The sequence below is a fragment of the Aeromonas sp. QDB54 genome, from assembly GCF_027707385.1.
Taxonomy (GTDB): Bacteria; Pseudomonadota; Gammaproteobacteria; order Enterobacterales; family Aeromonadaceae; genus Aeromonas; species Aeromonas hydrophila.
Genome location: NZ_JAPCIT010000005.1, coordinates 181,585 through 202,715, shown reverse-complemented (window position 1 = coordinate 202,715; position 21,131 = coordinate 181,585). Strand labels below are relative to the sequence as shown.

18 protein-coding genes are annotated in these 21,131 nt (G+C 63.5%); 9 read left to right on the top strand and 9 right to left on the bottom strand.

The window, feature by feature from the left end:
- The first annotated feature begins 69 nt into the window (after positions 1–69).
- The 6 genes from PG881_RS07055 (at position 70) to maiA (ending at position 5,658) form a co-directional block, all read left to right on the top strand.
- Positions 70–729 carry a TIGR01621 family pseudouridine synthase gene (locus tag PG881_RS07055; RefSeq protein WP_118880939.1) on the top strand — a complete coding sequence of 220 codons (660 nt, stop codon included), beginning with the start codon at positions 70–72 and terminating at the stop codon, positions 727–729.
- Positions 726–1,394, top strand: a complete 669-nt coding sequence (locus tag PG881_RS07050; protein ID WP_118880940.1) for an HAD family hydrolase — start codon at positions 726–728, stop codon at positions 1,392–1,394. The genes PG881_RS07055 and PG881_RS07050 overlap by 4 nt, the downstream gene beginning before the upstream one ends.
- A gap of 237 nt (positions 1,395–1,631) precedes the next feature.
- Complete coding sequence (gene hppD / locus PG881_RS07045; protein ID WP_118880941.1) at positions 1,632–2,729, top strand: 4-hydroxyphenylpyruvate dioxygenase; 1,098 nt, start codon at positions 1,632–1,634, stop codon at positions 2,727–2,729.
- 47 nt (positions 2,730–2,776) lie between these two features.
- On the top strand, positions 2,777–3,937 hold the full coding sequence (locus tag PG881_RS07040; protein ID WP_011706477.1) for a homogentisate 1,2-dioxygenase: 1,161 nt from the start codon (positions 2,777–2,779) through the stop codon (positions 3,935–3,937).
- Positions 3,938–3,948: 11 nt separating this feature from the next.
- On the top strand, positions 3,949–4,947 hold the full coding sequence (locus PG881_RS07035; protein WP_029302746.1) for a fumarylacetoacetate hydrolase family protein: 999 nt from the start codon (positions 3,949–3,951) through the stop codon (positions 4,945–4,947).
- Positions 4,948–5,019: 72 nt separating this feature from the next.
- On the top strand, positions 5,020–5,658 hold the full coding sequence (maiA, locus tag PG881_RS07030) for a maleylacetoacetate isomerase (protein WP_043119137.1): 639 nt from the start codon (positions 5,020–5,022) through the stop codon (positions 5,656–5,658).
- A 78-nt stretch (positions 5,659–5,736) separates the two neighbouring features.
- Here the strand turns inward: maiA and PG881_RS07025 are convergent, their stop codons facing one another.
- From PG881_RS07025 to PG881_RS07000, 6 genes are all read right to left on the bottom strand, one after another.
- Positions 5,737–6,360: a glutathione S-transferase family protein gene (locus tag PG881_RS07025; protein ID WP_264098546.1), complete on the bottom strand. Its 624-nt coding sequence runs from the start codon at positions 6,358–6,360 to the stop codon at positions 5,737–5,739.
- Positions 6,361–6,481: 121 nt separating this feature from the next.
- Positions 6,482–6,982: a thioredoxin family protein gene (locus PG881_RS07020; RefSeq protein WP_264098545.1), complete on the bottom strand. Its 501-nt coding sequence runs from the start codon at positions 6,980–6,982 to the stop codon at positions 6,482–6,484.
- A gap of 179 nt (positions 6,983–7,161) precedes the next feature.
- On the bottom strand, positions 7,162–8,826 hold the full coding sequence (gene asnB / locus PG881_RS07015; protein ID WP_270798924.1) for an asparagine synthase B: 1,665 nt from the start codon (positions 8,824–8,826) through the stop codon (positions 7,162–7,164).
- A 193-nt stretch (positions 8,827–9,019) separates the two neighbouring features.
- Positions 9,020–9,388, bottom strand: coding sequence for a cupin domain-containing protein (locus PG881_RS07010; protein ID WP_017784880.1), 369 nt, complete (start codon positions 9,386–9,388; stop codon positions 9,020–9,022).
- A gap of 128 nt (positions 9,389–9,516) precedes the next feature.
- Positions 9,517–11,091 (bottom strand): cation:proton antiporter family protein, encoded by a 1,575-nt coding sequence (locus tag PG881_RS07005; RefSeq protein ID WP_264098543.1) that lies wholly within the window; start codon positions 11,089–11,091, stop codon positions 9,517–9,519.
- Positions 11,092–11,160: 69 nt separating this feature from the next.
- On the bottom strand, positions 11,161–11,910 hold the full coding sequence (locus PG881_RS07000; protein ID WP_011706469.1) for an HAD-IIA family hydrolase: 750 nt from the start codon (positions 11,908–11,910) through the stop codon (positions 11,161–11,163).
- Between the two features lie 214 nt (positions 11,911–12,124).
- On the opposite strand from PG881_RS07000, the gene PG881_RS06995 reads away from it, so the two are divergent.
- Entirely contained in the window at positions 12,125–13,144 is a 1,020-nt protein-coding gene (locus tag PG881_RS06995; protein WP_264098542.1) for an adenosine deaminase, read from the top strand.
- A gap of 87 nt (positions 13,145–13,231) precedes the next feature.
- On the opposite strand, the gene PG881_RS06990 is transcribed toward PG881_RS06995, so the two are convergent.
- From PG881_RS06990 to PG881_RS06980, 3 genes are all read right to left on the bottom strand, one after another.
- Positions 13,232–14,353 (bottom strand): alkene reductase, encoded by a 1,122-nt coding sequence (locus PG881_RS06990; protein WP_264098541.1) that lies wholly within the window; start codon positions 14,351–14,353, stop codon positions 13,232–13,234.
- Positions 14,354–14,542: 189 nt separating this feature from the next.
- Complete coding sequence (locus PG881_RS06985; RefSeq protein WP_011706466.1) at positions 14,543–16,078, bottom strand: TerC family protein; 1,536 nt, start codon at positions 16,076–16,078, stop codon at positions 14,543–14,545.
- Positions 16,079–16,391: 313 nt separating this feature from the next.
- A complete protein-coding gene (locus PG881_RS06980; protein WP_011706465.1) occupies positions 16,392–17,318 on the bottom strand; it encodes a cation diffusion facilitator family transporter in 927 nt (308 codons plus the stop codon).
- Between the two features lie 169 nt (positions 17,319–17,487).
- On the opposite strand from PG881_RS06980, the gene ydiJ reads away from it, so the two are divergent.
- On the top strand, positions 17,488–20,547 hold the full coding sequence (ydiJ, locus tag PG881_RS06975; RefSeq protein WP_203133523.1) for a D-2-hydroxyglutarate dehydrogenase YdiJ: 3,060 nt from the start codon (positions 17,488–17,490) through the stop codon (positions 20,545–20,547).
- A complete protein-coding gene (locus PG881_RS06970; protein WP_203133522.1) occupies positions 20,547–21,035 on the top strand; it encodes a hypothetical protein in 489 nt (162 codons plus the stop codon). Before ydiJ ends, PG881_RS06970 begins: the two co-directional genes overlap by 1 nt.
- Positions 21,036–21,131 lie beyond the last annotated feature (96 nt).

Genomic DNA, 21,131 nt, shown 5'->3' with positions numbered 1-21,131 from the left:
TGAGTGTTCATGGGGTGCGACCCCGCAGGGTCATGTTCTTGTAATTAAAAACATTCTAAAGGGTTATTGATGTACCGGATACTAGCGCAGCACAAAGATTTCATGGTTATCAACAAGGGGCCCGGGCTCGGCATGCATGACGAGACCGACGAGGCCGGCCTGCTCCATCCGGGCCTGGTCAGTCGGGTCAAGGCCGACACCGGTCTGCTGCTCTATCCGGTGCATCGGCTCGACAAGATGACCTCCGGGCTGGTGCTCTTGGCGCGCACCACCGAGGCCAACCGGGCCCTCAGCATGGCCTTTGCCGCGCGGGAAGTGAGCAAGCAGTATCTGGCCCTCTCCGATCGCAAGCCCAAGAAGAAGCAGGGCTGGGTGAAGGGGGACATGCAGAAGGGACGGGGCGGCAGCTGGATGCTGGCGCGCAGCCAGGACAACCCGGCCATCAGCTGGTTCGACTCGGTCTCGGTGCGCGAAGGCTTGCGGCTCTACCGGATCAAGCCCAGAACCGGCAAGACCCACCAGATCAGGGTTGCCCTCAAAAGCGTGGGGGCGCCGATCCTCGGGGATGAGCGCTACGGCGGCACGGCGGCCGATCGCGGCTATCTGCACGCCTGGCGCCTCGCGTTCACCCTGGCGGGGGAAGCGTTCGACTTCGTCTGCCCGCCCGATGAAGGCACGCTGTTTGTGCTGCCCGAAGTGCACGCCGCCATCGCGGGGCTGGCCGAATGAAGGGGGCAACAGTACCAGGCGTGCCGGATCTGCCCGTCAGCGGCTGGATCCTGGCAGATTTTGACGACACCCTGGCGCCGGATGACAGCCATGCCGGGCTGCTGCGTTTCATCCTGCGTCGTCGCATCTGGCCGCTGCTGCTGTGGCCGGTGATGGCGCTGGGCGGGCTGGTCTATCTGCTGCCAAGCCAGCGCCGGCGCGGCATTTCACTGATCTGGTGGGCTATCACCCTCGGGCTGTCGCCGCTGGGGTGGCGACGCCTGGTGCGGGCCTATTGCCGTACCCGGCCTGGACTGTTTCGTGAGGCACGCGCCCTACTGCTGGCCGAAGGGCAGCGCTGCTGGGTGCTCTCCGCCAGCCCTCGCGCCCTGGTGCGGGGGCAACTGCATCAGCAACTGCCCGGCCATCTGCCCCATCGCATTCTGGGGTCGCGGATGCATTATCGCCTCGGCGGCCTGATGCCGCGTTTTTACTGCCACGGCCGCCACAAGATCCTGCCCGGGATCCACGCCCTCGGCGCCACCCTGGCCCTGAGCGACAGCCTGCACGACTTGCCGCTGCTGGCTGAGGGGCAGGCGGCCTGGCTCATCAACCCCACCCCGGCGCGGTTGCAACAGGCGCGGCAGGCATTGCCCCGCATCGAGCCCAGATACTGGTCCCTGTAAGGCAAAGCTGACAGCCTTGCGGGGCGCCACCGAGCGCGCCACAAGGCTGCGGCCTTAATGTCACAATCTATTTACATCTTTTGGACGTCCCCCCCGGCAAACTATCTGAACGCCGTCTCTTCTCTTCCGCCGCGCCGCCACCTCTAATGAAACAAGTTGTTAACAATGCCGGTGGCGGCTGCCCGCAGCGCCCCGGTGTTACCCTCTTCGTTATCAGTCAATCGCAAGGAGCGCATCATGACGACCACTTCTTCTGCCCGTACTCACACCATCAATCCGCTTGGCACCGATGGTTTCGAATTCGTCGAGTACACGGCGCCGGATGCCAAAGGGATTGCCGCCCTCAAGGCGCTGTTCGTCTCCCTGGGCTTTGCCGAGGTGGCGCAGCACAAACACAAGCAGTGCTGGCTCTACCGCCAGGGGGACATCAACTTCGTGGTCAATGCCGAGCCCCACTCCCAGGCCGAGCAGTTTGCCAGCCTGCACGGGCCGAGCGTCTGCGGCATGGCATTTCGGGTGAGCGATGCAGGCAAGGCCCAGCAGTACGCCATCGGCAAGGGTGCCAAGCCCTTCGTCGGCAAAATTGGCCCCATGGAGCTCAACATCCCCGCCATCTACGGCATCGGCGAGAGCACCCTCTCTTTCGTCGACCGCTACGGCGACAATGGCTCCATCTATGACGTGGACTTCGTCTTCTATCCCGACTGGCAGGCCCGGATGGCCGAGGTGGATGCCGGGCTGTACGAGATTGACCACCTGACCCACAACGTGCAGCGCGGCAACATGGATGTCTGGTCCAATTTCTACGAGCGGATCGGCAACTTCCGGGAGATCCGCTACTTCGACATCGAGGGCAAGCTGACCGGCCTGCATTCCCGCGCCATGACCGCCCCCTGCGGCAAAATTCGCATCCCCATCAATGAATCCTCTGACGACAAGTCCCAGATCGAGGAGTACCTGCGTCAGTACAAGGGGGAGGGGATCCAGCACATCGCCATGGCGTCGAGCGACATCTACCACACCATCCGTACCCTGCGTGGCCGTGGTACCGGCTTTATGCCGACCCCGGACACCTACTACGAGAAGGTGGACAGCCGGGTCGAGGGGCACCAGGAGGATCTGGCGGCGCTCAAAGAGCTGCGCATCCTGATCGACGGCTCCCCCACCAAGGACGGCATCCTGCTGCAGATCTTCACCGACACCGTCATTGGCCCGGTGTTCTTCGAGATCATCCAGCGCAAGGGCAACGAAGGCTTTGGTGAGGGCAACTTCCAGGCACTCTTCGAATCCATCGAGCTGGATCAGATCCGCCGCGGGGTGCTCAATGATGCGTAACGGGAACCGCCACGGGCGGGTTGGTTGTCAAGCAAGGGAGGTTGGTGATGCGCAACTGGATTAACTTTCCCCACCGGGAGGGGACACACTCCCGCCAGGCTCATGCCGACCTGCCCGAGCAGGCCATCTATGAGCGCGAACTGGGCCGCTCCGGCTTTTTCGGGCCGGCCACTCACATGCACCACAAGCATGCCCCCACCGACTGGGTCAACTGGGAGGGGCCGCTGCGCCCACGCCTGTTTGATCTCAACGCCCTCGGCGAGGAGGTGAGCTCCCTCTCCCCCTGGGTGATGCCGGATATTCTCAGCAACCCCCACTGCCGCTACCGCATCTGGCGCCTGCATGAGCCCATGCCGTTTCTGGTGCGCAACGCCGATGGCGACGAGCTCCTGTTCATCCACGAGGGAAGCGGTGAGTTCTACTGCGATTACGGTCACCTAACCTTGCGCGATGGCGACTACCTGGTGATCCCCCGCGGCACCATGTGGCGCATCGAGCCGACGGCGCCCCTGTTCATCCTGATGATCGAGGCGACCAACGACAGCTACCAGCTGCCGGACAAGGGGTTGGTGGGCAATCACGCCATCTTCGATCCGGCGGCGTTGGACGTGCCGGCCATCAACGAGCGCTTCCTGGCCCAGCAGGATGAGAATCCCTGGTCGCTGCAGGTCAAGCGTCACAACCAGGTGTCGGTCATCACCTGGCCGTTCAACCCGCTGGATGCGCAAGGGTGGCACGGGGACTTGTGCGTGGTACGCCTCAACTGGCGGGATATCCGCCCGCTGATGAGCCACCGCTACCACCTGCCGCCGTCGGCGCACTCCACCTTTGTGGCGAGCCGGTTCGTGGTCTGCACCTTCGTGCCGCGCCCCATCGAGAGCGATCCCGGCGCCCTCAAGGTGCCCTTCTACCACAGCAACGACGACTACGACGAGGTGCTCTTCTACCACGCCGGGGATTTCTTCAGTCGGGACAACATCGAGCGGGGCATGGTCACCTTCCACCCCGCCGGTTTTACCCACGGCCCCCATCCCAAGGCGTTTGCGGCGGGTCAGGCCTACGCCAAGAAGTTCACCGACGAGGTGGCGGTGATGCTCGATACCCGCGATGCGCTCAACGTCGGCAGCCTGTGTGACGGGGTGGAGAACCCGCGTTACGTCACCAGCTGGTTGCGCCCGGAACTCACGCCAGCCACGAACGGCAAATAAGAGGAATCCCTATGAAACTGGCAACCCTGAACAATGGCAAACGGGACGGCGCCCTGGTGGTGGTGAGTCGCGATCTGAGCCGCGCGGTGCGCGTGCCGCAGCTGGCCGCCACCCTGCAGGCGGCCCTCGACGAGTGGGCCGAGCTTGCGCCCAAACTGACCGCCGTCTATCAGCAGCTCAACGATGGTGCCTGCGCCGACGCCTTCCCGTTCGACGAGACGGCCTGTCTCTCCCCGCTGCCGCGCGCCTACCAGTGGGCCGACGGCAGCGCCTATGTCAACCACGTGGAGCTGGTGCGCAAGGCCCGCGGCGCCGAGATGCCAGAGAGCTTCTGGCACGATCCCCTGATCTATCAGGGGGGCTCGGACAGCTTCCTGCCGCCCCGTGGCACCATCCCGATGGGGTCGGAGGAGTGGGGCATCGATTTCGAGTCGGAGATCGCCGTCATCACCGACGACGTGCCGATGGGCACCAGCCCGCAGGCGGCCGCTGGCCACATCAAGCTGCTGATGCTGGTCAACGACGTGAGCCTGCGCAACCTCATCCCGGGGGAGCTGGCCAAGGGCTTTGGCTTCTTCCAGTCCAAGCCCTCCAGCAGCTTCTCGCCGCTGGCCATCACCCCGGACGAGCTGGGGGATGACTGGCGCGACGGCAAAGTGCATCTGCCCCTCGAGACCCATCTCAACGGCGCCCTGTTCGGGGCCCCCGATGCCGGGGTGGACATGACCTTCAACTTTTATGAGCTGATCGCCCACGCCGCCAAGACCCGGCCGCTCGGGGCGGGCTGCATCATCGGTTCGGGTACCGTCTCCAACTACGACAGAAGCCGCGGCTCATCCTGCCTCGCCGAGCTGCGAATGCTGGAAATTATCGAGTCAGGTCAAGCCACTACACCCTTTCTGCGCTTTGGTGATACAGTGTCCATCGCGATGCAGGATCGCAACGGGATGAGTCTGTTTGGCACCATTTTGCAGCGGGTCACGCCGGCGGGGGCCAGTCAGACGAAGTGAGGGGCCAGCATGGATACGAGGCCGGCTGGTGAGCGGCAGGTGCCCTTGCACCTGCCAACACAGGGACAGATTATGTTGCAGTTGTTTGGATATTGGCGTTCATCGGCAAGTTATCGGGTACGGATCGTGATGCAGCTCAAGGGGCTCGATTATGAGCAGCATCCGGTCAATCTGCGGCAGGGCGAGCAGCGCGAGAAGGCCTACCGTCGGCTCAACCCCCAGGGGCTGGTGCCGTTTCTGGTGGATGGCGAGGTGCAGGTGGGTCAGTCGGTGGCCATCATGGAGTACCTCGACGAAACCTATCCCGCCCACCCGCTGATGCCATCGGCCCCGCAGGAGCGGGCCCGGGTACGCCAGATCGTCAACATGATCGCCTGCGACATCCACCCCCTCAACAACCTGCGGGTGCTCAACTATCTGGAGCAGTCGCTGGGGCAGGGCAAGGCACACCGCGACGAGTGGTATCGCCACTGGATTGACGAGACCTTCGCCGCGCTGGAGCAACTGCTGATGACCACCGCCGGCATCTATTGCGTCGGCAACGAGGTGACCCTGGCGGACTGCATGCTGGTGCCCCAGGTCTACAACGCTCGCCGCTACGACATGTCGCTGGAAGACTACCCCACCATCAATCGCATCGTCGCCAACTGCGAGCAGCTGCAGGCGTTTATCAAGGCCGCGCCAGAGCAGCAGCCGGACGCCCAGCCCTGACATACGGCAGGTCGGGCCCGGTCATCCCGGCCCGGCCTGCCGTGTTCACTCTGCCAACACCCTCCCTTCCCGTTCGCCTCAGGGCGTTCCGTTGCATCCATGGCGCCGAAAGCCGGGCCGCTCGCCCAGGCGCTGGTAGTAGTCGTTCACGGCCGGCAGCAGCGGACGATCATAGGGCGTCTCCAGCCAGCGGTTGACCGACAGCCCGATGGGAATGTCAGCCAGCGAGAAGTGGGGGCCGGCCACATATCCCCCCGCTGCTTGAAGCTGTCTCTCCAGGATCCCCATGCAGTGAGACCACTGCAGGCAAGTTGCGTGAAGGGCCTGATGGTCTTGATGCTGGGGGGAGCGCCGCACCAGCGACAGGAAGGCGTAGCGCCAGGCGCTGTTCAAGTCCGATGCCTGCCAGTCAATCCATTGATCGACCCGGGCCCTTGCTCTCGCCTCGACGGGATAGAGCGCGTTGTCGCCGTAGCGCGCCGCCAGATAGCGGATGATGGTGTTCGACTCCCACAGGGTGAAGTCGTCATCCTGAATGACCGGCACCATGGCATTGGGGTTGAGCGCAAGAAACGCCGGGGTGTCCGTCGGCTTGAAGCCGGCACCCCACTCCTCCAGCTCGAACGGGAGATCCAGCTCGGCGCAGGTCCACAGCACCTTGCGCACATTGATGGAAGAGGCCTTGCCCAGTATCCGTAACATCTTTTCGTCCTTGTCGGGGGGATGGCCGGCTTGCCGCAGGCCTACAACCCCTGCTTGCACGGCCATCGAGGCCCATCACCGTCACTGACCGTGCTGGGCCCTGATTGCATCGATTGGCGAGTCAGCCGTGGGTGGTCCTGGGCTGGAAGAAGGCGATGAACTTGCCGAATTTCTCCCCGTCGTAGCTGTCCCCCTTCTCCAGCAGCCCGGTGTTGAAGGATTCCAGCAGCTTGCCCTTGGCATCCAGCACGTAGAAGTGGGGCACCCCCAGATACTCGGGATAACCGTTGAGGAAGGATTCGTTCTTGTTCTGCTTGCTGACGTTCACCTTGACCACCACGAAGGTGCGGTTGAGCTGACTGGCAAGGTCGGGTTGTTGGTCCAGAAAGTGGTTCATCTCCTGGCACCAGCTGCACCACTCGCCGCCCACCAGCAGCAGGACTTTCTTGCCCTCGGCGCTGGCCTTGGCGGTGGCGGCGGCGAGATCGCGGGCCGGGTCTCGTTGCTCGTCATAGCCCTGGCTGTAATCGGGCAGGCTCTGGCTCCAGAGGTGGCCGGCGCTGTACGCCCCGCCATGAAACAGGGCGGTGCCAAGCACCAGTGGCAATAGCAGTCGGTTCATCACGTGCTCCTTGTGTTGTTGTGGTTGCTTCCAAGCCGCAACAATGTGACACGAGCGAGCCCGGCCGCCAAGGGCGAGATGGGCGCTTGTTATGCAAAAAGCGGGAATGGGTCGGCGGGAAAAAACCAAGCCCCTCGCAGGAGGGGCTTGGTATTCAGGCAAGGAAGGTCGCCGGCAGATCAGTAACCCTGCTGGTGGACGTCCATCACGGCGCGACCGGACGGGTCGGCCATCTCCTTGAACTTGGCATCCCACTCCAGTGCGGTCGGGGTGGAGCAGGCGACCGACTTGCCGTAGGGCACGGTGCGGGCGGCGGACTCCAGCGGGAAGTGCTCGTCAAAGATGGCGCGGTAGAAGTAGGCCTCCTTGGTGAGCGGGGTGTTGACGGGGAAGCGGAAGGCCGCCGCCTCGAACATCTGATCCGTCACCTCTTCCTCTACCATGGCTTTCAGGCTGTCGATCCACGAATAACCCACGCCGTCGGAGAACTGCTCCTTCTGGCGCCACGCCACTTCGTGGGGCAGCAGCTCCTCGAACGCTTCGCGCAGGATGTGTTTCTCGATCTTGCCATTGCCGCACATCTTGTCGGCAGGCTGCAGGCGCATCGCCACGTCCATGAACTCCTTGTCGAGGAAGGGCACGCGACCCTCCACCCCCCAGGCGGCCATCGACTTGTTGGCGCGCAGGCAGTCATAGAGATGCAAAGAGGCGAGCTTGCGCACGTTCTCTTCGTGGAATTCGCGAGCGTTGGGCGCCTTGTGGAAGTAGAGGTAGCCACCGAACAGCTCGTCGGAGCCTTCGCCGGAGAGCACCATCTTGATCCCCATCGCCTTGATGTAGCGGGCCATCAGGTACATCGGCGTGGAGGCGCGGATGGTGGTGACGTCATAGGTCTCGAGGTGATAGATGACGTCCCGCAGGGCATCCAGTCCCTCCTGCACGGTGAAGTGGATCTGGTGGTGGATGGTGCCCAGGTGATCAGCCACCTTGCGGGCGGCGGCGAGATCCGGCGAGCCTTCCAGGCCGACGGCGAAGGAGTGCAGCTGCGGCCACCAGGCTTCGCTCTTGCCATCGTCTTCAACCCGACGAGCGGCATAGAGCTTGGTGATGGCGGAGATGACGGACGAATCCAGCCCGCCGGAGAGCAGCACGCCGTAGGGCACGTCGCACATCAGCTGGCGCTTGACCGCCGCTTCCAGCGCCGCTTTCAGCTCGGCCTTGTCGCTGACGTTGTGCTCGACCGCGCCGTACTCCATCCAGTCGCGCTTGTACCACTGTTTGAGCTCGCCATCCTTGCTCCACAGGTAGTGTCCCGGCGGGAAGGTTTCGACGCTCTTGCAGACCGGTACCAGCGCCTTCATCTCGGAGGCGACGTAGAAGTTGCCGTGCTCGTCGCGGCCGGTGTAAAGGGGGATGATCCCCATGTGGTCGCGACCAATCAGGTAGGCATCCTGCTCCGCGTCATAGAGGATGAAGGCGAAGATGCCGTTGAGATCGTCCAGAAACGCCGGGCCCTTCTCCTTGTAGAGGGCCAGCAGCACCTCGCAGTCGGAGTGGGTCTGGAACTGGAAGTCGATCTTGAGGTTCTTCTCCAGCTCCTTGTGGTTGTAGATCTCGCCGTTGACGGCCAGCACGTGGGTGCGCTCGGGGTTGTAGAGCGGCTGGGCGCCGTTGCCCGGATCGACGATGGCCAGGCGCTCGTGCACCAGAATGGCTTTGTCGGAGCTGTAGACGCCGGACCAGTCAGGACCGCGGTGGCGCAATCGCTTGGACATCTCCAGCGCCAATTTGCGCAGCGCGGCCGCATCGGATTTGATGTCCAGAATGCCGAAAATAGAACACATTGGCGGTAATCCTCTTGATTTTTATATGAGCCCCCCACGTTCGGGCTCGAAATTCCATTTACATTCCTCGCCAATCACAATGCCTAGTGCAAAAACCTTTTGCAAGCGGGAAAACCGCAGAAAATCATGCCGTACACGTCAACCCGGGCGGCCTGAAAAAGGGCGGCTACGGCGGCCCGGGTTGACGCAGACGTCAAGTCGCGGCGGGCTCGAAGATCACGTAGAGCTTGCGGCAGGGGGTGAGGGTCTCCCACTCCCCGACAAAGCCGGCCGGGATGACGAACTGATCGCCGGGCTTGAGGGGCAGTCTGCCGCCCTGGCCATCGTGGATCACCGCCTCGCCTTCCAGCAGCTGGCAATATTCGTGCTCGGTGTAGTGGATGGCCCAGCGGCCGGGCTCGCAAGCCCAGAAGCCCACGTGAAACTGCTGGCTGGGGTCTGAGTAGTGGTTCCATACCGTCTGGCGCGGATTGCCGGCGCGCAGGCGCTCGGGGGCGGGCATCAGCGGGGTGGGGGCCGCCTCGTGTCGGTCGAGCAGGATCCAGTCGTTGAGGGTCTTCATGCTGCCTCCTTGGCAAGGGATAAAAAAACGGGGCCATCCAGGCCCCGTAATTGTTCGTTTTATTAAACGAGGATGCGCATAACGTAAACGATAGCGCCTCCCTTGCCAAGGGGGCCGCAGCCCCCCCGTCAGCGTGGCTGCAGCCGTTTGATGACGTGGCGGGCGAAGCCGCTGCCCGCTTCGTCGTAGACGTTGAACACCGCATCGACCCCTTGCTCTTTCAGGGAGGCGATGTCGTCCTCGAAGCGGACGATGGCGGCAATCTTGCCAGCAAAGCCGTGGCTGCGCAGTTTCTCGATGGCATAGAGGTTGCCCGAGTGGTGAGGCATGGCCAGCAGCACCAGGTTGACCTGGTTGGAGAGCAGCACCTTGTCCCAGAAATCGGTATCGGTGGCATCCCCCTCGATCACGTTCATGCCCTGGGCACGCAGGGTAGGCAGCTTCTCGCTGTCGTTCTCCACCCCGAGGATCACTGTGCCGTACTTGTTCTCCAGCTCGAAGTAGGCGCCCTGACCGATCCGCCCCATGCCGAGGATGATCACCTCGGCATCGCCGAGCTCGATGGGCCTGTCCTCCGGATGCAAAGTGGTGGCCTGCATGCCGCGCAGCCAGTTGCCGAGCCGATGGTAAATGCGCTCGCTTTGGCCGTTGAGGGGGGCCGAGATCATGAAGCTGGCCGCCAGCGCCAGAGAGAGCGCAACCAGCCACTCATGGGAGATCCAGCCCGCCTTGGCGGCGATGGCCGCGACGATGAGACCGAACTCCGAGAAGTTGGTGAGCGCCAGGGTGGAGAGCAGGGCGGTGCGCACCCGCAGGTGGGCGCCGCTGTAGACCAGGTAGTAGAGCGCACTTTTGAGTGGCAGGGCCAGCACCAACGCCAGCGCCAGCAACATGGTGTCGTGGGTCGGCAGGCCGTTGAGGCCGATGGTGAGAAAGAAGCAGATGAGAAACAGATCTTTGAGGTTGAACAGCGACTTGGCCAGCCCCGCGGAGGCGGGGTGGGAGGCGATCAGCATGCCGATGACCAGCGCCCCCAGATCGGGCTTGAGCCCCACCACCTCAAAGCCGGCGGCCCCTACCACCAGCGCCAGGAAGATCCCGAACAGCACCTGCAGCTCGCCGTGGCCGGCACGCTCCAGCAATTTCAGCAGCAAGGGGCGCAGCAGTGGCAGGCCCAGGATCCAGAGCGCCCAGATGCTGGGCCACTGACCGCTGGAGACCGCCAGGAAGGCCACCGCGAACAGATCCTGCATCACCAGCACGCCGACGGCGAGACGGGCATAGAGGGCGTTCATGTCGCTGCGCTCCTCCAGCACCTTGACCGCAAACACGGTACTGGAGAAGGAGAGGGCAAAGCCCAGCAGCAGCGCCAGCCGCCAGTCCAGCGACATGGCCAGCGCCAGCCCGAGCCCCTTGCACACCAGCAGCAGCACGGTGAACAGCAGGGTGGAGAGCAGCAGGTGCAAACTGGTGGTGCCCCAGACGTCGCGCCGCATCAGGATCTTAACGTTGAGCTTGAGGCCGATGGTGAACAGCAGCAGGGTGACGCCGAGATCGGCGATTTCGTTCAGGGCCGGGGTGTTCTGATAGCCCATGCCGTTGAGCAGAAAACCGGCCGCCAGAAAGCCCAGCAGGGGCGGCAGGCCGATGAGGTTGACCAGCATGCCGCAGCCGAAGGCCACGGCGATCATGACAGGTTCCATTGCGCGTCCTTCAGGGGTAACGAGGCCGACCTGGGCCTTGCGCCAGGCCGGCCCGTCAGCCGGCAGGGATCAGACGATGTCGATATCCACCACTGAGTCGAAGATGTGGTTCGGCCGAAACGGCATGCGGTCGATGTCGGCCACCTTGCTCACCCCGGAGAGCACCAGCACCGTCTCGAGGCCGGCCTGGAAGCCCGCCAGAATGTCGGTGCGCAGGTTGTCGCCGATGATGATGGTGTCGTCGGAGTGGGCCTCCATCCGGTTGAGCGCCGCGCGGATGATCCAGGCGCTCGGCTTGCCGACGTAGAAGGGCTTCTTGCCGGTCATCCGCTCGATGGGGGCGCACAGGGCGCCGCAGGCCGGGTGCATCATGGGGCCGTGGGTATCGGGGTTGGTGGCGATGAAGCGGGCCCCTTGATCGACGAACTTGGCCCCCAGTTGCATCATGGTCCAGTTGTAGTTGCGGGTCTCGCCCACCACCACGAAGTCGGGGTCGATGTCGGTGATGGTGAAGCCGGCCTTGTAGAGCTCGTGGGTCAGCGCCCCTTCGCCGATCACATAGGCCTTCTTGCCGTCCTGGCGCTTGAGAAAGTCGGCGGTGCCCATGGCGGAGGTGTAGAAGCACTCCTCCGGCACTTCGATCCCGGCGGAGCGGAAGCGGTTTTGCAGATCTTTCTGGGTCTGGGCCGGGTAGTTGGTCAGAAACAGCAGCTTGCTGCCCTGCTCCAGCAGGCGGTGGACGAAGCGGTCGGCACCGGGCACCAGATCGTTGTTGTGCAGGATGACGCCGTCGATGTCGCAGATGACGTTTTTCTTCATGGGGACTCCTTGTGTAGGCGCAAGAGGCGGCGGAAAGTTGCGCCAACTCTCAAGATCTTCAAATAGTTATGTTGTTTTTGTGACGCCATTATAAGTCTGTTTGATGACAAGTCTCCCCCATAAACAGAGATAGGTGCACAATGAACGACAGAGGGGAGGGATCCGCTCTGCCACTGGCTGGTCCCGCTGTCTGTGAACCGATGGAGCCGTCATCATGGATAACTTTATTGCCGGTCTGCCCAAGCTGGAGCTGCACCTCCATATCGAAGGCTCGCTCGAGCCGGAACTGATGTTTGCCCTGGGCCAGCGCAACGGCGTGGCCCTGCCCTGGCCCGACGTGGCCAGCGTGCGCGCCGCCTACGAGTTCGACTGTCTGCAATCCTTCCTCGATCTCTACTACTTGGGGGCCAGCGTGCTCATCACCGAGCAGGATTTCTTCGACCTCACCTGGGCCTATCTGGAACGCTGCGCCGCCGACAAGGTGGTGCACGTGGAGATTTTCTTCGACCCCCAGACCCACACCGCCCGCGGCGTGCCCTTCGCCACCGTGCTGGGCGGCATCGAGCGGGCGCTGCAGAGCGGAGAGCGGGAGTTTGGCATCAGCTGGCGGCTCATCATGAGCTTCCTGCGCCACCTGAGCGAAGAGGATGCCTTTGCCACGTTGGCAGAGGCCACTCCCTTCCTGTCGCGCATTCACGGTATCGGCCTCGACTCGGGGGAGCGGGGCAACCCGCCCAGCAAGTTTGCCAGGGTCTTTGCCCGCTGCCGCGAGCTGGGGTTGCCGGTGGTGGCCCACGCCGGCGAAGAGGGGCCGGCGCAGTACATCTGGCAGGCCATCCGGGAGCTTGAGGTGCGGCGCATCGATCACGGGGTACGCTGCGTCGATGATCCCGATCTGCTGCGCTATCTGGCCGATACCCGGCTGCCGCTCACCGTCTGCCCCCTCTCCAACACCCGCCTCAAGGTGTTTGACAAGATGGCCCACCACAACGTGCTGGCGCTGCTGGAGCAGGGGCTCTGCGTCACCATCAACTCCGACGATCCCGCCTATTTCGGCGGCTACATGAATGCCAACTTCCACGCCCTGGCCCATGAGCTGGGGGCCAGCATGAACCAGCTCTGCCGCTTGTCACTGAACGCGGTGGAGGCGAGCTGGCTGAGCCTGGCCGACAAGGCGCGGCTGACCCGGGAGATCAGAAGCTACGCCGCCTGCTACGGGGTCAGCCTCCATTAGCCTGCGGCGCCGGCAAGCATGCAAGGCAAAAACAACGCGCCCACCAGTGATGGTGGGCGCGTTTTTTTATGCCTGGGCGGGTTTGACTCAGGCCGTGTGGGGCTGGGGGGCCGCCTGATAGGTCGGGTAGTCAATCAAGCCCTTTTCGCCACCGCCGAACAGGGTGGCCGGGTCGTGAGGGGCCAGCGGATAGCCGTGGCGCAGCCGCTCGGGCAGGTCGGGGTTGGCCACGAAGGGGCGACCGAAGCCTATCATGTCGGCCCAGCCCGCCTCGAGCGCCGCCCGGGCACGCTCGCCGTCGTACTTGCCGGCATAGATGAGGGTGTTGGGGAAGGCATCGCGCAGCCCCTGCTTGAAGCCTTCCGCCATCAGCGGGGCATCGTCCCAGTCCGCCTCGGCGATGTGCAGGTAGACCACGCCGAGGCGGCCCAGCAGGCGGGCGGCGGCCAGATAGGTCTCCTGCGGGTTGGCATCCACGGTGCCGTTGAGGGTGGTGAGCGGCGCGAGGCGCACCCCGACCCGGTCGGCCCCGATCTCGCTGCAGACCGCCTCGGTCACCTCTTTCAAGAAACGCAGCCGGTTCTCCAGCGAACCGCCGTAGCCGTCGGTGCGGGTATTGGACTCGGAGTCGAGGAACTGATTGATGAGATAGCCGTTGGCGGCGTGCAGCTCGATGCCGTCAAAGCCGGCCAGCATGGCGTTGCGGGCCGCCTGACGAAACTGCCCCACCACCGCGTCGATATCGGCCTGGGTCATGGCGCGCGGGGTGACGGTTTCGACAAAACCGGGGGCATCGCTGCCGTTGTCGACGAACACCCGCACCCCTTTCGCCTGAATGGCGGAGGAGGAGATGGGTTGGGCACCGCCGAGGTTGTCGGGATGAGTGACCCGGCCCACGTGCCAGAGCTGGGCGAACATGGTGCCGCCCTTGGCGTGGACGGCGTCAGTCACCTGCTTCCAGCCGGCCACTTGTTCGGCGCTGTGGATCCCCGGCGTCCAGGCGTAGCCCTTGCCCATGGGGTCAATCTGGGTGCCTTCGCTGATGATGAGGCCGGCCCCGGCGCGCTGGGCGTAATAGGTGGCCATCATGGCATTGGCCACGTCACCGGGCTGGCTGGCGCGGGAGCGGGTCATGGGGGGCATGACGATGCGATTGTTGAGGTGCAGCTGGCCGAGACGCAGGGGGCAGAACAGGTGATCGTGGTGCATGGTGAATTCCTCATGGTGATGATGGGCTCACTCTAGTGCCGGCATCCCTTGCGAAAAAGAGGGGTAATTGCACAAAAGAATTGCGCTGATGACAGCAATGGTGAAAAGAGGGAGGGGTGGTGGGAGGCGCCGGAATAAAAAAGGGGGCCAGCAAGGCCCCCCTTTTTCAGCATGGTTCACGCAATGGCGTCAGGCCTCCAGCGGCATGACGCGCACCCGCTCGATGCGCCGCTCGCTCACCTCGACCACCTCGAAGCCAAGCTGCTGCAGTTGCAACTGCTGGCCCGGGGCGGGCAGGGTGCCGAAGTGGGAGAGCAGCATGCCGGCCAGGGTCACGTACTCGTCGCTCTCGCTCACCAGCCCTTCGTGTTCCAGCACCTGCTCCACGTGGTGGATGTTGGTGCTGCCGTTGATGAGCCAGCCTTCTCCATCGCGGACGATGTCCGGCGTTTCATCTTCATCGGGCAGCTCGCCGACGATGGCCTCCAGCAGGTCGTGGGTGGTCACCAACCCCTGGATCACGCCGAACTCGTCGGCCACCAGGATGAGGCTACCCTTGGCCTGGCGCAGCTCCGCCAGCAGCTTAATCACGTTGATGGTCTGCGGCACTATGATGGGGTCGTTCTGCTTGGCCAGCTCGCTCAAGGATTGCCCTTCGTTGAGGGCAAACAGCAGGTCGCGTGCCTTGACCACCCCGATCACCTCGTCCAGATCGCCGTCACAGACCGGGAACAGGCTGTGGGGCTCCTGCTGCAGCAGGGCGCGGATCTCGTCGTTGGAGTCGTTGACGTCGATCCAGGCCATCTCGGAGCGCGGGGTCATGATGGTGCGGATGGAGCGTTCGGCCAGCGAGAGCACCCCGGTCACCATGTAGCGCTCCTCCTCGCCAAAGCTCACCGGCTCGGCGGCGGGGGCGTCCAGATCGTCGTCCGGTCGGTCCTGGTACGCCTTGCTGCCCATCAGCTTGAAGATGGCGGCGGTGGTGCGCTCGCGCAGGGGCTGCTTGGCCTCGTGGCGCTCGGCACTGCGCTGGGAGAGCTGGTTGAAGAATTCGATCAGCACCGAGAAGCCGATGGCGGCGTAGAGGTAGCCCTTCGGAATATGGAAGCCGAAGCCTTCCGCCACCAGGCTAAAGCCGATCATCAGCAGGAAGCTCAGACAGAGCACCACGACGGTGGGATGAGCGTTGACGAAGCGGGTCAGCGGCTTGGAGGCGAGCACCATCACCAGCATGGCAATGGTGACGGCCGCCATCATGACGCCGAGGTGTTCCACCATGCCGACGGCGGTGATGATGGAGTCCAGCGAGAAGATGGCATCCAGCACCAGGATCTGGGTGATCACCACGCCGAAGCTGGCGTAGACACCGACCGGCCCGTCTTCGGGCGGCTTGGCCTCCAGCCGCTCATGCAGCTCGGAGGTGGCCTTGAACAGCAGGAACAGGCCGCCCCCCATCAGGATCAGGTCCCGCCCGGAGAAGGGGTGATCCCACAGGTGCAAAATGGGGGTGGTCAGGGTGACCAGCCAGGACATCACGCTCAAGAGCCCCAGGCGCATCAGCAGCGCCAGCGACAGGCCGATGACGCGGGCCTTGTCCCGCTGGGCGGGGGGCAGCTTTTTCACCAGGATGGCGATGAAGACCAGGTTGTCGATCCCGAGCACGATTTCCAGGACGATCAGGGTAAACAGACCGATCCAGATGTGGGGATCCAGCAGCAATTCCATGTAGTGACCTCAATAAAAACAGACAAAGCAAAGAGTAAGCACGGCGTACGATGGCCGCAGTGACAGCAAGGCAATGGCGTTATTCAGAGGCGCTGATTAAGCAGATAAAGATAGGCTTTGACGGGAAGAAACGAAGGGCAACTTCGGGGATTGTCCATGATGGGCAATAAAACCTCGGGTTAAAAATGAGCCCTGATGATAACGGGAATCCCGTATTTGGCAAGAGGGGGGCGGGCAGCGCAGGGGCAAAGGCGCTCGCCCAGCGGGGCGACAGGAGCGGGCGGAGCTTGCCAGGCAAGCCCCGCCGTGCGGCTTACAGCCAGCGTTTCTCGCGGGTGAAGCAGACCGACAGCCAGGCGTCCCCCAGGGTATCGCCAAGGCGGGACCAGAGCTCCTGGCGCAGGGCATCCTGGCGCTCGACGGGCCACTCCTGGCCGGGGGCTACCAGAATGTTGAGTTCGAGATCGAAGCGGCGGCCGCTTTTCGCCAGATGGCTGTAGCACTCGATGCCATGGCGCAGGCGCAGGGCCTCGACTTCGCTGGCCACCAGCCGGGAGACATCCCCCTTGGGGGCGATCTTCAGCACTTCCCGCAGGTTGCGACCGAGCACCTTGATGGGGATGAGGGTGGCGCACAGGGCCAGCAGCGAGACCAGTACCGGGTCTATGTAGCGGTTGTAGTGGCCGTAGCCGATGGCATCGAGGCCGATGGCGACCACGAAGCCGATGAGCAGGGTGGTGCTGAGCAGGGTGTCGACCAGCCACTCCTTGGAGTCCACCCGCACCAGCTCGGAGTTGACCCGCTCGGCCACGTCGGCCTCGACCCGGTAGATGATGCCGCAGAAGAAGGTGGAGACGACGGCATAGATGAGGGCGTGGCCGAGATCGATCTCCCGTCCGCCCGCCAGCAGGGTGGTGAGGCCGTTGTAGAGTGCCGCCAGACAGAGCAGCAGAATGATGGTGCCGTTGATGACGTTGGCGATGGGTTCGAAGTGGGCGTAGCCGTATTGAAAGCGGGCGTCGGAAGGGCGGGTAACCAGGTAGGCGGTGATGAGTCCCAGCCCCGTCATGCCCATGCTGAACAGGGTGAAGATGCCGTCCAGCATGATGGCGTTGGAACCGACGAACAGGCCATAGCCGATCCCGAAAATGGCAAAGGTGATGCAACCAAACAGCGACAGGGTCAGCGCCTGTTTTTCGGTGCGAATAAGCGTACTGATAACATGGCTGTAATGAGCCATAAAAGTCCTCCTTTCAAATGGTGAAGATTGCGCGCGCAAGCGGTTTTCTAGCTGATATACTGCCCGCTCACATGTGAGCGGACTGGTTCGGGGGCCCGCGAAGAGGCTGGCCCGAACGGTCGTTGTCGCCGGAGTTCCGGCATCAAGCAAAGGAAGGGAACAAGGATTCATGATCCCGAGACTCGATTACCAGGACAGTTTGTCACCTACAACCCTGCAGTTTCTTGAGTTGCTGGCGCGATCAGCATTTCGTGGTGATATCGAAAAGTCTTATGCAAGCCGGTTGGCGATGGCGACGGATAACAGCGTCTATCAGGTAGTACCTCAGGCGGTTCTCTATCCGCGCAGTGCGGATGATATTGCGGTGATGCTCAAGCTGGCCCAGGGGCCCGAGTACGCGACCTTGAGTTTCTTCCCTCGCGGCGGCGGTACCGGCACCAATGGTCAATCCTTGGGCGGCGGCATTATCGTCGATCTCTCGCGCCATATGAACCAGATCATGGAAATTAATCTGGAAGAGGGTTGGGTACGGGCCCAGGCCGGGGTGGTCAAAGACCAGCTCAACGCCTATTTGAAGCCCCACGGCTACTTCTTCTCGCCGGATCTCTCCACCTCCAACCGCGCCACCTTGGGCGGCATGGTCAACACCGACGCCTCGGGGCAGGGGTCGCTGGTGTACGGCAAGACCTCGGATCACGTGCTCGGCCTCAACACGGTGCTGGAAAACGGCGATCTCATGGCCACCGAGCCGGTGACCGGCCCGCGTCTGGCGGACAAGCTGGCCCTCGAAAACCGCGAAGGGGAGATCTATCGCACCCTCTATCGCATCGGCCGTGAGCGGCGCGCCGACATCGAGGCCACCTTCCCCAAGCTCAACCGCTTTCTGACCGGTTACGATCTCAAGCACCTCTATCAACCCGATACCGACACCCTGGACGTCAGCCGGGTGCTGTGTGGCTCGGAAGGCTCCTTGGGCTTTATCACCGAAGCCAGGCTCAACATCACCCCCATCCCGCGCTACCGCACCCTGGTCAACGTCAAGTACGACAGCTTCCCGTCGGCCCTGCGCAACGCCCCCTTTATGGTCGAGGCCCTGGCGCTGTCGGTGGAGACGGTGGACTCCCGGGTGCTGGGGCTGGCTCGCGCCGACATCATCTGGCACTCGGTCAAAGAGTTCATTCAGGAGGTGCCGGGCAAGGATCTGCAGGGGCTCAACATCGTCGAGTTTGCCGATACCGACGAGAATGAGCACAAGGCCAAGGTGGCCGAGCTGTGCCGCCGTATCGATGGCCTGCTGGCCAAGGGGGAGGCGGGGATCATCGGCTATCAGGTGTGCAACCACCTGGCCAGCATCGAGACCATCTACGCCATGCGCAAGAAGTCGGTGGGGCTGCTCGGCAACGCCGAAGGGCGCAAAAAGCCGGTGGCCTTCACCGAAGACACCGCCGTGCCGCCGGAGTCGCTGGCGGACTTCATCATGGAGTTTCGAGCCCTGCTGGATGCTCATGGCCTTGACTACGGCATGTTCGGCCACGTCGATGCCGGGGTGCTGCACGTGCGCCCGGCGCTGGACTTGTGCGATCCCGAGCAGGAGGTGCTGCTGCGGCGCATCTCCGATCAGGTGGTGGCGCTCACCGCCAAATACGGCGGCCTGATGTGGGGCGAGCACGGCAAGGGCTTTCGCTCCGAATACAGCCCCGCCTTCTTCGGCGAGCTGTGGGAGGAGCTGCAACGGGTGAAGGGGGCGTTTGACCCCGCCAACCGCATCAACCCGGGCAAGATCTGCATGCCTTATGGCAGCGGCGCCGAGCTGGTGTCGGTGGACGGGCCCAAGCGCGGCAAGTTTGACCGCCAGATCCCGCTGGCGGTGCGCACCAGCTATACCCGGGCCCTCGATTGCAACGGCAACGGTCTGTGCTTCACCTTCGAGACCGACTCCCCCATGTGCCCCTCGGTCAAGATCAGCCGCGACCGTCGTCACTCCCCCAAGGGGCGGGCCGGCCTGATGCGCGAATGGCTGCGCCAACTGGCACAGCAGGGCTTCGATCCGCTGAGTGAGGAGGTGGCGCTGCAAAGCGGCGGTCTGCGCTTCAAGCAGATCGTCGACAAGTTTCGCAACACAGTGGCCCGCGCCCGCGGCGAGTATGACTTCTCCCACGAGGTGATGGAGGCGATGGAGGGGTGCCTGGCGTGTAAAGCCTGCACCAGCCAGTGCCCCATCAAGGTGGATGTGCCCACCTTCCGTGCCCGCTTCATGCAGCTCTATCACAGCCGCTATCTGCGCGGCCCCAAGGATTACTTCGTCGGCACGGTGGAAAGCTACGCCCCCCTGCTGGCCAAGGCGCCGAAACTGGTCAACTTCTTCCTCGAGAAGGAGTGGGCCCAGAAGGCGACCGAGAAGAGCATCGGCATGGTGGACGTGCCCCTATTGAGCGTGCCGACCCTGGCCGAGGAGCTGCGCGACCATCGCGCCCGCTATTTCGATCTGCCGGGCCTGGAGGCCATGAGCCCCGAGCAGCGTCAAAAAGTGGTGCTCATCGTGCAGGATCCCTTCACCAGCTACTACGACGCCCCCGTGGTGCGTGACCTGGTGAAGCTCGCCAGCAAGCTCGGCCTGCAGCCCTATCTGCTGCCGTTCAAGCCCAACGGCAAGCCCCAACACGTGAAGGGCTTCCTGCGCGCCTTTGCCCGTACCGCCGCCAGCAGCGCCCAGTTCCTCAACAAGGTGGCGGCGCTCGGCATCCCCATGGTGGGGGTCGATCCCTCCCTGGTGCTCTGCTATCGGGACGAATACGTGAAGGCGCTCGGTCCCGCCCGCGGTGACTTCCAGGTGCTGCTGCCCCAGGAGTGGCTGCTCTCCTTGCCGGCAGAAGTGTTGCCGGTGCGAGAAGCGCACGCCGGCGCCGAGCCCTGGTATCTGTTCGCCCACTGCACCGAGAAGACCGCCAAGCCGTCGACTCACGGTGACTGGAGTTCCCTGTTCCGCCGCTTCGGTGCCACCCTGCAACCGGTGTCGGTGGGCTGCTGCGGTATGGCCGGTACCTATGGTCACGATGCCAAACAGGTGGAGAACTCCAAGGGCATCTATGGCCTGAGCTGGGCCGAGCCCCTGGCTCGCCTGCCGCAAGCCCGTTGTCTGGCCACCGGATATTCGTGCCGCAGCCAGGTCAAGCGGATGGAGGGGGAGAAACTCAAGCATCCGCTGCAGGCCCTGCTGGAACTGCTCTGATGCTGACCCTGCCCAAGCGGTTTCGGGTGCCGCAAGCCTATCGGCACCCACACTTCCTGCTGCTGCCGGTCAATCCGACCCAGGCGGTGGTGGAGTTCGTCGCCATGCTGCGCGAGCGCGAGCAGCTTCATCAGCTGTTTCGCCCGGACGATGTGTGGCCCTCCGCCAATTTCAGCCTGAGCCAGCACGAGGCCGATCTGGAGTGGCAGCACTCCGAATTTCTGGCCAAACGCTCCTTTGCCTATGGCCTCTGGAGCCCGGCGCGGGAGCCCGAGTTCTGGGGCGGGGTTTACCTCTACCCCTCGGTGTTGCCGGAGGTGGTGGTGGAGCTCTTCTTCTGGAAGGTGGCCGAGGCGCCGCTCACCGATGCCGAACTGGAGGCCGAACTGCGCGCCTGGCTCGGCAAGGTATGGCAGTGGCCCGCGCCGCGCCTGCCGGGGCGCGACCAGCCCTGGGCCGAGTGGCCAGGGGTGACCTATCCCTGGTGAGAGTCAACCTCGATGCAAGATGCCCCAGCGTGGGCATCTTTTTTTTTGCTCCTTTTTCGCCGACACTGCTGGTTTGCCGCTACGGCACAGCGATAA